This is a genomic window from Neobacillus sp. NPDC093182, from assembly GCF_044754045.1.
The window spans coordinates 143,844-157,317 of sequence record NZ_JBIVOI010000016.1; the positions used below are offsets into that span (position 1 = coordinate 143,844).

Below are 13,474 nucleotides of genomic sequence, written 5' to 3' on the forward strand. Positions count from 1 at the left end.
GAGTAAGCAACAAATATAAAGGAGATTACTATGTCTAAACATGAAAAAACTTACGTGACGAAGGCTGACTTTATGCTGCATGGCGGAGACTATAATCCGGACCAATGGTTAGACCGTCCAGATATTTTAGAAGATGATATAAAATTAATGCAGAGGAGCCATACGAATACGTTCTCGGTCGGAATTTTTGCGTGGGCAGCACTTGAGCCGGAAGAAGGAGTCTACAACTTTGAATGGCTTGATAAAGTGATTGATGACATCTATAGCATAAATGGCCGAGTGATTTTGGCGACACCAAGCGGGGCTCGACCTGCTTGGATGTCACAAAAATACCCTGAGGTACTGCGTGTGAATGGCTCACGAGTTAAAATGCTACATGGCGGCAGGCACAATCACTGTTTTACTTCGCCGGTTTATCGTGAAAAAACGCAGAAGATTAATCGTATGCTGGCAGAACGTTATGGGAATCATCCTGGTTTACTTATGTGGCATATTTCAAATGAGTATGGCGGTGAATGTCATTGCGATTATTGCCAGGATGCTTTTAGAGGATGGCTTAAAAAGAAATATAATAACGATTTAAAATCCTTGAACGACGCATGGTGGGGTCCTTTCTGGAGCCACACTTTCACAGATTGGTCGCAAATTGAATCTCCTTCTTCGATAGGAGAAAATATGGTTCACGGTTTGAATTTGGATTGGCGCCGGTTTGTTACGGACCAAACGATTGACTTCTTTGAAAATGAAATCGTTCCAATTAAAGAATTAACACCAGAAATACCGATTACAACGAACTTTATGGCGGATACGCACGAATTAATCCCATTCCAGGCACTTGATTACAGCAAATTTGCAAAACATCTTGATGTTATCAGCTGGGACGCGTACCCTGCTTGGCATAATGATTGGGAGAGCACAGCCGATTTAGCCATGAGAGTAGGCTTTATTGATGACCTGTATCGTTGCCTAAAGCAGCAGCCATTTTTACTAATGGAATCCACCCCAAGCATGGTTAACTGGCATCCAGTCAATAAAGCGAAACGACCTGGCATGCACATGCTAGCATCGATGCAAATGGTGGCGCATGGCTCTGACAGTGTCCTTTACTTCCAATGGCGGAAATCCCGGGGGTCTTCGGAAAAATTCCATGGTGCTGTTGTCGACCATGACAATAGTTCAGAAAACCGCGTATTCCAAGAGGTTGCGGAAGTCGGCAAAACGCTTGAAAAGCTTTCTAACGTTGTTGGTACGAATCGTCCTGCTGATGTCGCCATTTTCTATGATTGGGAAAGCAATTGGGCGCTTAATGATGCACAAGGTTATGGCTTGGAGACAAAACGCTATCCGCAAACCTTGGTTCAGCACTACCGTGCTTTCTGGGAACAGGATATTCCTGTCGATGTCATAACGAAGGAACAGGATTTCTCATCTTATAAATTATTGATCTGTCCGATGCTTTATTTAGTCAGTGAAGAGACGATTGCACGCTTGAAGACATTTGTTGCCAGCGGCGGTACGTTAGTTACGACTTATATTAGCGGCATCGTCAATGAACATGATTTAACCTACACAGGTGGTTGGCACAAGGATTTGCAAGATGTTTTTGGAATCAATCCAGGGGAAACAGATACGTACTATCCAAGTGATCGGAATGCTGTGACCTATCAAAATCAGTCTTACGAATTAAAAGATTACGCAACAGTTATTAAGGTGGGGAAAGCAACAGTTGAAGCCGCCTATGAGGAAGATTTTTATGCTGGGACACCTGCAGTGACAAGCCATCAGTATGAAAATGGTAAAGCCTACTATATTGGCGGCCGTTTAGAAGATCAATTCCAACGTGATTTCTACCAAGAATTGATTAATGATTTGTCACTTGAACCTGCCTTTGAGGTAAAACACGGGCTAGGCGTTTCTGTCCAAGTTAGACAAGCAGTGGAAAGTGACTATATATTTGTCATGAATTTTACCGAAGAAAAGCAGCCCGTTACAATAGAATCTTCCGTAAAAGATCTGCACACTGGTGAAGAAGTTTCCGGTGAAATCACCTTAGAAAAATATGAAGTAAGAATCCTTGAGAAAAAGAAATAATGGGTGCGATGGTGCCTGTCACCGCTCGTGGACACTGTCCACCTCAGGCGGACAGTCGAACTCTTTTATGATACTGTAACCGACAATCCAAAAAGTTTTCGGTCGCTATGAAGCTCCTATAGTGACCGAAGTGAATATTCTAAAAAGGAAATTAGTCCTCTATAAATGGTCATGAGGAAAATATCAGCGAAACAATGATTATGGAACCATTCATTCTATTTTTAGGGTGGATGGTTTCTATACATATAATAGTTTGCTAGATTAATTGGAACCGCCTACCACTAGAATTGACATCATTCATATAGCAGACAATACAAATGATTGTAAAGGTGATGGGAGAATGGGAAAAAGAAGTGGCAGGGTTTTATCAATGTTTTTTGCGTTTTTAATGGTGTTTAGTTCATTATTCGTCAACATCAAACCCGGCTTAGCAGCAACTGCACCCTCTTTGGTTAATGGTGGATTTGAATCGAATTTTTGGGAAGATGGATCATGGACAGTAGAAACGATGAATTGGAATGGTATTTCAGTAAATCCATCTCAGAGTGAGAAATTTGAAGGTAATTCTTCCTTTAATTATTGGATCATGGAAACAGCCAGTGGAACCCAGACATTTACTGTGAAGCAGACAATTGGTACACTTCCTGCGGGGAATTATGAATTATCTGTTCAATCAATGGGTGGATCAAATGATGCAGCAGGAAATGTTAAACTATTTGCTGGGGCAGAGACAATTGATGCTGTTGCAACCACAGGGTGGGGTTCTTGGGCGCCCGTTACGTTAAAGTTTGAGGTCACAGAAGATGTTTCAAATTTTGCAGTAGGTGCAGTGGTTGCAGGGGAACCAGATGCTTGGGGTTATTTAGACAGCTTTAGCTTAAAGTCACTGAATGCGAGTGTTCCTGATCCTGTTGAAGCTGATATTGTTGTAGAAAGAGTAGACGGTATCAGTGAGGACTTTATTAAAGGTGTCGATGTCTCTAGTATCATTTCTTTAGAAAAAAGCGGAGTATCATTTAAAAATGAAGCTGGTCTTGAACAGGATATTTTCAAAACGTTAGCGGAATCTGGTGTCAATTATGTACGTGTGCGTGTTTGGAACGATCCTTTTGACGCTGCCGGGAACGGTTATGGCGGCGGAAACAACGATTTAGATACCGCGATTGAAATTGGGAAAAGAGCAACTGCGAATGGCATGAAGCTGTTAGTAGACTTCCATTATTCTGATTTCTGGGCGGATCCAGCTAAACAGCAAGCACCAAAAGCATGGGCAAACTTAAGTTTTGAAGATAAGAAGCTAGCTTTATATAACTATACAAAAGACAGCCTGGAAGCCATGAAGGCGGCGGGAATTGATATTGGTATGGTTCAGGTTGGAAATGAAACAAATGGAGGAATAGCAGGAGAGAAGGATTGGACGAAAATTAGTGCTTTATTTAATGAAGGAAGTAAAGCAGTTAGGTCGATAGATACGAATATCTTAGTAGCCTTGCATTTTACTAACCCAGAATCAGCAGGAAGATATGCTTCCTATGCTAAAACTCTTGCTGAAAATAACGTTGACTATGATGTCTTTGCCAGCTCTTATTATCCATTCTGGCATGGTACCTTAAGTAATTTAACAGCTGTTCTTAAAAATGTTGCCGATACATATGGCAAAAAGGTAATGGTCGCTGAAACCTCTTACGCATATACAGCGGAAGATGGAGATGGCCATGGAAACACAGCACCAAAGGATTCCGGTCAGACGTTAAATTACCCGATTACAGTACAAGGTCAAGCGACAGCGGTTAGAGATGTGATTCAAGCCGTTGCAAATGTTGGTGAAGCGGGAATTGGTGTGTTTTATTGGGAACCTGCCTGGCTTCCAGTTGGTCCAGCAAGTCAGTTAGAGCAAAATAAGGCAATTTGGGAACAGTATGGTTCTGGTTGGGCAACCAGCTACGCTGGAGAATATGATTCTCATGACGCAGGTGTGTGGTATGGCGGAACTGCAGTAGACAACCAAGCTTTGTTTGATTTTACTGGTAAACCATTATCTTCAATAAACGTGTTTAACTATGTTGATACTGGTGCCAATGCCCCATTAAAAATCGATGAAATTAAAGATATAAGAGTAAGTGCGATTTTAGGAGAAGACATTACTTTGCCTGGAACCGTAACGGTTACCTATAATAATGGAACAAAAGGATCTACTTCTGTTACTTGGGATGCTGATGCACTTGAACAAGCGATAAGCAGCGGTGCTGGATTATACGTAATTGAAGGCGCAGCTGAAGGTGGAGCGACTGTAAAAGCACACCTTACCATTAATCCTAAAAATTATGTGGTAAACCCTAGCTTTGAAAATAGTGATCGTTCGATGTGGAAGGTTACTTATGGAAATGGTGCTAAGTCACATACTTCATTCCAACAAAAGGCAGCTGACGCGAAAGCAGGAGAATATGCTTTTCATTTTTACTCAGATAATGGTGTGGATTTCAAAGTAGAGCAAACCATTACAGGCTTAGAACCAGGTTATTACAACCTTTCTATGTTTCTGCAAGGTGGGGACGCAGTAAACCCGGAAATGTACTTGTTTGCGAAAACTGGCGGTTATGAATCAATAGCCAATACCTCCGTAAACGGCTGGGTAAATTGGAGCAATCCTGAAATCGCTGAGATCCTTGTTCTAGATGGAACCATTACTATCGGGGCAAGTATAAAAGCAAACGCAGGTGCATGGGGAACGTTAGATGATTTCTATTTATACCGCGCAGGTGATGATACCAAGGCGCCCGTAACGGAGGCGGTACTTTCAGGACAAGACCGTAATGGTTGGTATAACCAGAATGTGAATGTTACTCTGAATGCTTCAGATGATAAATCTGGTGTAGCAAAAATAGAGTATAAAATTAATGAAGGTAATTGGCAAACCTATCAGGGGTCATTTGATGTAAGTGCTGAAGGAGAAAATGTGGTTCAGTACAGAAGTACAGATCTCTTAGGTAACATTGAAGATGCTCAATCTGTTACAGTAATAATTGATAAGAGTGCTCCAACATTGAATGTTTCGTTTAACACAAGCGTCCTAACCGATCGAAACCATGCGCTCATTCCGATTAAAGCGTTGGTTGATGGTGCAGACACCCTTTCAGGGATTGATAGAATTGAATTACTATCAATCGAAAGCAATCAACCTGATAATGGAAAAGGCGATGGGAATACAATCCATGATATTCAGGGAGCAGACTTTGGAACCTATAATACTGATTTTCTACTAAGAGCAGAGAGAAGTGGAAGCGGGGACAGGGTTTATACTGTAACCTATAAGGCATGGGATCATGCCGGAAATTCCGTGATCCAATCCAATCAGATTATTGTAAAGCATAATGATTCGAAAAAATAAGGCTTATAGATCAAAAAAGTGTAGAGTTTTCAGGCTCTACACTTTTTTAGTCTTCTTGATAGGCACCCTCCAATTGGTTAGCCGCTACGGTACCGCCCCATAAAAAACCATCTGGGAATTTTCTTGTTTGTGAACTCAACCCATTCACCCCTTAAGTAACTTGCGTTAATCAATCCTTTAATGAGTCTCAACGATTCGTTTGTCTTAGCTGAACATCATTTTATTTCATGTTCAACTCAAATAATCGATCGCCAGCTTTTATTTGCTTTTGGCCGGTTATAATCGGGGTTTGATAGTGATCGGTATTTGTCACAATCACAGGGGTAGTGACAACATATCCTGCCGCTTGAATACCTGGAATATCAAATTCAATCAGTAACTGACCTTTTTCTACTCGTGCTCCTTGAACGACGTGTGAGGTAAAAAACTTACCTTCTAGCTGCACCGTATCCATTCCAATATGGACTAATATTTCTGCACCATTGATGGAGGTTATCCCAATCGCATGGTTGGTTGGGAAAAGCGCTGTGACTGTACCGGAAAAAGGGGAGTACAGCTTCCCCTCAGAAGGTTCTATCGCAACACCTTTTCCAATTGCACCAGAGGCAAAGGCTGCGTCGTTAATCTCCGAAAGAGCTTTAACTTCACCATTGAATGGGCTGAAAATAACGTCATGGCTCTGGCTTGGATTTGGTTGAAATTGATCAGTCGATTTGGATTCAACCGTTTGTGTATTTTGGTTGGCTGTGTTGTTTTTTCCCATTCCAAACAGCCAAGTTAAGATAAAGCCGACGATAAACCCGACAATCATCGCAACGATTGAACCCCAGAATTCAGCATCGAGCCCTCCTTTAGGACTGATATAGGTAGGGATTCCGAAGATACCCAAGCCCCCAACCATATAGATTTGTGAGCCCATAAAGCCTAAAATGGCACCACCTGCTGCACCACCGATACAACTGATAATAAACGGTCTTTTTAGAGGCAGGGTAATCCCATAAATGGCCGGCTCCGTCACGCCGAAAATACCGGAAATAAAAGCGGGTAAACTCAGTGATTTTAATTTCTGATCCTTCGTCCTTAACCAAATCGCGAGTACGGCACCAATCTGAGCAAAGGAAGCTGCAAACATTGTACCAAGGATTGGGTCCGCGCCGTGCACAGTAAGATTGTTAATCGCAATAGGGACAAGACCCCAATGTAGCCCAAAGATAACAAATACTTGCCATAGTCCACCAACAAATAGCCCCGCAATCATCGGACTGAGATTATATAACCAAAGGGTGGCTTTACCTAAAAGGACACCCGCCCAAGTGGCGATTGGTCCAATGACAAGAAACGTTATCGGAACAACAATCAACAGCGTCAAAAAAGGTACAACGAATGCCTTAACCACATCCGGTATAACTTTTTTGAAAAATTTCTCAACCTTTGCTGCAAAATACGTGGCTAAAATAATCGGGATAACCGAAGAGGCATAGCTCATTAAAATAACCGGTATCCCTAAGAAAGTAATGTATACTGGGGACTGAAAAACACTCCCCGAAAATAAAGTCGTAATAGGGTCACCCGTTGTTAATGTCGTTAAAGTCGGATAAACAAGAGAGGCACCAATCGCCATCCCGATAAAGTGGGATCCGCCGAATTTTTTGATGGCGGTATAGCCTAAGAAAATCGGGAAGAAATAAAACAGGGAGTCACCGATTGCGTTTAAGATATGATAAGTTCCTGTGGTATTTTCTAACCAGCCTAGTGCCACGAACAGGGCGACTAACCCTTTAATCATTCCGGTTGCGGCTAGCACGCCTAGAACTGGGGTGAAAATACTAGAAATGATATCAATAAAACTTGCTTTCTGTTTGACACCGCCATCAACTGCATCGACAGGCGATTGTGATTGGAAACCGCCTGTATTTACAACAGCTTTGTATACATCTGGCACATGATTTCCAATAACCACTTGATATTGGCCGCCGCTTTTCATCACGGTGACAACGCCTTCCATGTTTTTGATCGCGTCCGTATTCGCTTTTCCTTCGTCCTTCAATTTAAAACGTAACCGAGTAATACAATGTACGACGCTATTCACATTTTCTTTTCCGCCGACATTTTGTATGATGTCTTTTGCTAATTGTTCATATTTCATCCCAACACCTTCTTTCTTTTAAAATGGGCTGTGTTAAATTGGCCTGTTGATTTCCGCTCCAGGCACTTCGCTTTCCGCGGGCGGTCCGGTGAGCCTCCTCAGCGCTTCGCGCCTGCGGGGTCTCACCTGCCCCGTCCTCCCGCAGGAGTCTTCGTGCCTTCCGCTCCAATCAACAGGGTGCTAAATAAAAATTGGCTTTAACACAGCCTTACAATAAAAAAACCTATATTCCTTTAAGCACACATGTGTAGTGTGTTTTAAAGAAATACAGGTTATTCTGATGGTCTGTTCTTTTAATAGACCACCACTGGCTGGTAGACACTGAGGTTATCATAAACGGCTTTCATCATACTAGGAGATACGTTGACGCAGCCGCCGGATCCTTGTGTAAGATAGGCGTTGTTGTTCCAATTTGTCCGCCAGCTGGCGTCGTGGAATCCTTGGCCGCTGTTTGTAAATGGTGCCCAATAATCCACTTGGACGGAATAGTCAGGTTTGCCGACGGCGCTCCCCTTAAGTGTGTAGGGTGTTCGTTTAAAAAGAATATACCATACACCGGGTGAAGTATCTTCACCCGTACTGTGTTTGCCGGTAACCACATTCGTCGTTAATACCAAATTTCCATCTCTGTAAAGCCAAATACGCTGTTCGGCAATGGATATTTCAGCATAGGTACCGCCAATGCCATTGTTGGCAATGGTTTCGTAGCCATAGCCCTCTTTGTTCCAGCCGTTTCCGTGGATATTAGAAGCAGAAACAGATGTTTCTCCGTTTTCAAAAGCGGCTTGAACGAGTGCTGTTTCTTTTTCGACATCCAGAGCCCAGCCATAGCCTTCACCTTTAACCGATATCACAGAGCCTGAGTGAGTGGTAAAAGTAAAATTCTTCCCTAATGTGGATTGAGCATTATTAATTTCCATAATTTTATTCTTAATACTGCTTGGATCGATCGAAACTTTCATGTCTGTGGACACAGAGGCATTTTGAATAACCTCACTGCCCTTTAAAGAATAAACTTTATCCTGCACCTTATAGTCAACACTTTGCTGAAGGAGAGCTTGCAGTTTTTTCTCTAGGTCTTTTACCGTTTGACTGTCTTCCATGATCGGTTGACTCAATATTGGATCAAGACGGATTTCGCTCGTAAATGGCTGATTTTCATAATCCTTTATTAGACTAGTCACATCATATTGTGTACCTTCAATACCATTTATGATCGTTATTTTTCCTTCTTGCAAGGTTACCTGCGCATCTTTAGGAGCTTTTAATTTCTCATTCATTGCGTTGAGTTTTTGTTCCAGCTCGTTTTTCAAGCTTACACTGCGATATTCGTCCTGTTCGCTTGGCGTTAAGGTATAATCCTTTGCTTTAAATGAAGGAAAAAATGTCCACTGGCTTTTTAATAGTTTTTTTACTTCAGGCAGATCCTCTTTCGTAAGTCCCATCTCTGAATCATTTCCATTAATAATTAGCTCTTTTCCAATATAGACATCATTTTTTAAAACAGATGATTGTAATGTGTTGAGAGCCTCGTCAGCCGTTAAGCCGCTAACTTTTATGCCATTAATCGATACATTCGCATTAAAATGGTTTGCCTGATAATAGCTAACCCCCGATAGTAAAAGTGCAATCATAATGCCGATGAATGCTGATATGAGCTTCCAATTTTTGTACCACTGTGTTTTGTTATTTCGTGAATGGTTAATCTCACTAACTTCTAACGCGTTTCCCACAATTGTTCCCCCCGCATACCTTTGAATCTTTGAATGTTATTATACCATAAATTACCAAGTATTTTACATTACTATTAATCTTTCATTACAATTCTACAAGATAGTATAGCGTAAACTTTGTCGTTATTTGTATAAATTTTATATATATATTTTTTCTAAAAAGTGGTAACCAACCAATCGATTAATTCGATACGTGCCTGGCGCAAAGAATATGGGCAGAAATTAGGGAAATAATAGGTAATATCTAGTTTCTTAAGGAGTTTTCGGACATGAGTTTCTCAAATAAAGTGGGGCAGCTTTCTGATGATATTGATAAAAATATTAAAATGGTAGAAGAGCATTTTTGCCATACAGAAGATTTAATGAAAAAAGAACTCCTTTTTTCTAAACAGAAGTGTGTCATTCTCTACCTTGATCCCTTATTGAAGAAGGAACTTCTCCAATCCTCGATTATCGAGCCTCTTTTAGAAGGGGAAATCGATGGGATTGAACAAATTGTCCATGCGGCGGAAGTAAAAAAGACCACCCTAATTTCAGAAGTAGGGAAACAATTATTAGATGGATTCTGTGTGATTTTTCTAGAAAACCATTCCCAAGCCTATACCGCTTCAGTGGGAGGAATAGAAGGCAGGTCGATTGAAGAACCGAATAATGAGCGGAATATTAAAAGTTCTCATGATGGTTTTGTTGAAGAGTTTAGCTCCAATCTGCAGCTTTTACGTAAGAGAATGAAAAGTCCGTATTTAAAAGTAAAATATTTTACAATCGGAGACCTTACCCATACAAAAGTGGGCATGGTTTATCTAGAAAATTTAGCAAACAAAGAGCTTGTTGACGAAGTAGAGCGGAGAATAACTTCGATTGAAATCGATCAGCTTTATTCCTCTGGTGATTTAGAGGAGCTTATTGAAGACCATCCATTTTCACCATTTCCGCAAAATTTAGCAACAGAAAGACCGGACAGAGCAGTGTCCTATCTAGCTGATGGAAAAATCACCATCATTGTCGATGGAAGTCCCCGAGTGTTAGTCGTTCCGATTACTTTTTTTGCGTTTTATCAGGCACCGGACGACTATAATAGCCGATGGCTGGTTGGTTCTTTCTTTCGAATTATTCGTATCTTTAGCTTCATTGTCGCGATTAGTTTACCTGCTATCTACATAGCCATCGTTTCCTTTCATTCAGAGGTCCTTCCAATTGGGATCCTATACTCCATCCGGACTTCCTTAGAGTATGTTCCTTTTCCGCCATTTGTGGAGGCCTTAACGATGCAAATCATTTTGGAACTATTAAAAGAGGCTTCGATTCGATTGCCGTCACCTATTGCTCAGACCATCGGGATTGTTGGGGGATTAGTCATTGGGACAGCTATAGTAGACGCCCATATTGTATCGAATATGATGATTGTGGTAATCGGGTTTACCGCCATTGCCTCTTTTGTGGCGCCAATCAATGAAATGGGGACGAGTGCAAGGTTGTTAGGATTTCCGACCATGCTTGCTGCAACCCTGTTTGGGTTTTTTGGGATTGTCTTCGTGTTAATGCTGATTTTTATGCATTTAAGTAAACTAGATTCTTTTGGGATGCCCTATTTTTCACCGTTCGCGCCATTAAAAAAAGAAGAGCTGAAGGATTCGTTTATCCGGCTGCCTTTATGGAAATTAAATACTCGTCCGACTGACGCAAAGCCAGCTTATGAGAATCAACAAGGGAGAACAAGGGCATGGAAAAAGAAATGACGAATAATCAGATAACCAAATTTCAGTTGTTTTTTTTATTGATACAAAGTCAAGTTGGTGTCGCTCTTTTATCCTTGCCGCATGCTGTGCAGGAGAGTGCGAAAGGAGACGGGTGGATCTCTACGATTATTGCAGGGCTGGCGGTTCAAGTGATGCTTGTTGTTTATTGGCAATTGTTAAAACGATTTCCTGCCCTTATCTATACAGAAATAACCAAGAAGGTACTCGGGCGTTTTTTAGGAAAACTCCTTAATGTTTTCATCTACCTAAATTTCATTCTTGTCGGGGGCTTAGCGACGATTTTATTTATTAAACTTATCAATTTATGGTTATTGCCTTTGACACCTGGCTGGATGATCTCTGCATTGATATTGACTGCCTGTATTTATTTAGCTAGCAGTGATTTAAAAATCATTGCAAGATTCTTTGTCCTGGCAACCTCCTTAATCATATTATTATGGTTTACATCTGTATTAAGCTGGTTTACCCCGAAAGAATTTCAATATGTGCTTCCGCTGGGGAGTTCAGGATTGAAAAATATTTTAATGGGAAGTAATAACTCGCTTCTCGCGATGTTAGGATTTGAAGCGCTTCTGTTTTTCTTCCCGTTCATTATTGAAAATAAAAAGGGCGTATTGAAAACGGTATCGATGGCCAACCTTTTTATCACTCTTTTTTATACATACTTTATTTTTGTCACCCTCATCAGTTTTAGTACACATCAGCTGGCCCAAATGAGGGAACCGATTTTAAATCTACTTAGAGGAATATCCTTTAATATGATTGACCGGGTCGACCTGATTTTTCTGTCGGTATGGATGGTTCCGATGGCCACTTCGATTATTACCTATTTATTCGCTGCAAGTAAAAGTTTGAATCTAGAAAAAAAGAATTACCCAAAAGCTGTCTTATTAAACGGATGCATTCTTTTTTTGATTACCTTGATTCCTAACGAAGATGCCATTATTACTTTGTTTAACCAATATGTTTCCTATTTAAGTTATGTGGTCGTATTTTTGATTCCTACTTTGTTATTAATTCTTTCATTCCTGATGAAAAAACATGAAATGAGTGAATCACGATGAGAAAAATCTGCCTCATCATTTTATTGATACTCCCCATCATTTTGACGGGTTGTTGGGACCAGCGCCTTTTAGTAAATCGAACACTGGTCAATGGGGTAAGTTTCGATGTGACCGAAGATGGTAAAATCGCTGCAGCAGTGAGAGCGTTAAATATACAAAGTAAGGGTGGCGGCTTATTCGAAATCCAGGATGAGCTCGTTGAAGCCAAAAGACCAACCCCCGTTGGTTTGGGATTAGATTTAGACAGTAAAATTCCGGGTGAACTGGATGCGAGTAAAGCGCATGTCGTTATAATAGGGGAAGATTTAGCGAAAAAAGGAATTCACCCTTTCATGGAGTTCTTTTATCGAAATCGGGAATCTTATTTGTCTTCCAAAATTGTGATTAGTAAAGGAAAGGGAAAAGAGATTCTTTCCGTGGAAAAAGAAAAAAGCCCCATTGCTTTCGCCATCCTGCAATTACTAGAGGGTGCCGAATCGGATACGGTCATTCCAAAAAAAAATACCTTTACGGTTTGGAACAACATTCTGGATCCAGGTAAGGATATGGTGTTACCGTATCTGGAAAGGGCAGAGTCCGATAAGGTAGAAGTGGCTGGAGTAGCCTTATTTAACGGTGATAAATTTACAGGTAAAACATTACCAAAGGAAAAAAGCAGTTTACTATTGTCCTTAATGGATCAACTAGACAAAAACAATCGAATGGCATTAATACTCGGTTCAGAAAGCAACGGCCGATCGGTTTCTTTTTCCACTAGAGATTTAAGACGGAACCTGGATGTCCAAGTGAAAAAGGATGAAAAGATCACTTGTAAAATAGATGTCAAAATGAATATTGAAATCGTCAGCTATCCGCAAGATTTTAAAAATGAAATCAATGTAAAACAACTAAATCAAGAACTTTCGGATGAATTCACTAAGAAGGCGAAGGGGATTACCGACACTTTAGTGAAAGCCAATTGTGACGCGTTTGGGATTGGCCGGCAAATCGCAAGCTTACACCCTGAACTATGGAAGAAAATCAATTGGGACCAGGAATATAAAAATGTTCAAATTGAGCCTGTGGTAAAGGTAAACATTATAAAAACGGGAAATGTATTTTAAGCTACTGTTTTGAAGATGGTTGCCTGTTTCATATATAAAGAGAGGTTGCCGGGATACCCCTTGCTTTAATAACGGTGGTGTATGACGGCTGTTGCAAATTTACATGACCCATTTGCGTCTCCCTTTCATATAGTAGACGGAGCAAATTTAAAATTTATTGGAGAAATTTTATTTTTTTGAGGACATGCT

General features: G+C 40.8%; 7 protein-coding genes and 1 pseudogene. 5 read left to right on the top strand and 3 right to left on the bottom strand.

Going from position 1 to position 13,474, the window contains the following annotated elements; all coding sequences use genetic code 11:
* The first annotated feature begins 30 nt into the window (after positions 1–30).
* Both ACIQAA_RS25405 and ACIQAA_RS25410 read left to right on the top strand, forming a co-directional pair.
* Positions 31–2,091, top strand: a complete 2,061-nt coding sequence (locus tag ACIQAA_RS25405; RefSeq protein WP_402625347.1) for a beta-galactosidase GanA — start codon at positions 31–33, stop codon at positions 2,089–2,091.
* A 340-nt stretch (positions 2,092–2,431) separates the two neighbouring features.
* Complete coding sequence (locus ACIQAA_RS25410) at positions 2,432–5,479, top strand: glycosyl hydrolase 53 family protein (protein ID WP_402625350.1); 3,048 nt, start codon at positions 2,432–2,434, stop codon at positions 5,477–5,479.
* Between the two features lie 58 nt (positions 5,480–5,537).
* On the opposite strand, the pseudogene ACIQAA_RS25415 reads toward ACIQAA_RS25410, so the two are convergent.
* From ACIQAA_RS25415 to ACIQAA_RS25425, 3 genes and pseudogenes are all read right to left on the bottom strand, one after another.
* A pseudogene (locus ACIQAA_RS25415) lies at positions 5,538–5,618 on the bottom strand (family 1 glycosylhydrolase); the annotation flags it as partial.
* 81 nt (positions 5,619–5,699) lie between these two features.
* Positions 5,700–7,625 (bottom strand): beta-glucoside-specific PTS transporter subunit IIABC, encoded by a 1,926-nt coding sequence (locus tag ACIQAA_RS25420; protein WP_402625353.1) that lies wholly within the window; start codon positions 7,623–7,625, stop codon positions 5,700–5,702.
* A 293-nt stretch (positions 7,626–7,918) separates the two neighbouring features.
* Positions 7,919–9,361 carry a L,D-transpeptidase family protein gene (locus ACIQAA_RS25425; protein WP_402625404.1) on the bottom strand — a complete coding sequence of 481 codons (1,443 nt, stop codon included), beginning with the start codon at positions 9,359–9,361 and terminating at the stop codon, positions 7,919–7,921.
* A gap of 266 nt (positions 9,362–9,627) precedes the next feature.
* On the opposite strand from ACIQAA_RS25425, the gene ACIQAA_RS25430 reads away from it, so the two are divergent.
* Genes ACIQAA_RS25430 through ACIQAA_RS25440 form a run of 3 tightly spaced genes read left to right on the top strand, consistent with a single transcriptional unit; the run spans position 9,628 to position 13,285 of the window.
* Positions 9,628–11,097 carry a spore germination protein gene (locus ACIQAA_RS25430; protein ID WP_402625356.1) on the top strand — a complete coding sequence of 490 codons (1,470 nt, stop codon included), beginning with the start codon at positions 9,628–9,630 and terminating at the stop codon, positions 11,095–11,097.
* A complete protein-coding gene (locus ACIQAA_RS25435; RefSeq protein ID WP_402625359.1) occupies positions 11,082–12,182 on the top strand; it encodes a GerAB/ArcD/ProY family transporter in 1,101 nt (366 codons plus the stop codon). Before ACIQAA_RS25430 ends, ACIQAA_RS25435 begins: the two co-directional genes overlap by 16 nt.
* Positions 12,179–13,285: a Ger(x)C family spore germination protein gene (locus ACIQAA_RS25440; protein ID WP_402625362.1), complete on the top strand. Its 1,107-nt coding sequence runs from the start codon at positions 12,179–12,181 to the stop codon at positions 13,283–13,285. The genes ACIQAA_RS25435 and ACIQAA_RS25440 overlap by 4 nt, the downstream gene beginning before the upstream one ends.
* The last annotated feature ends 189 nt before the right edge of the window (positions 13,286–13,474 follow it).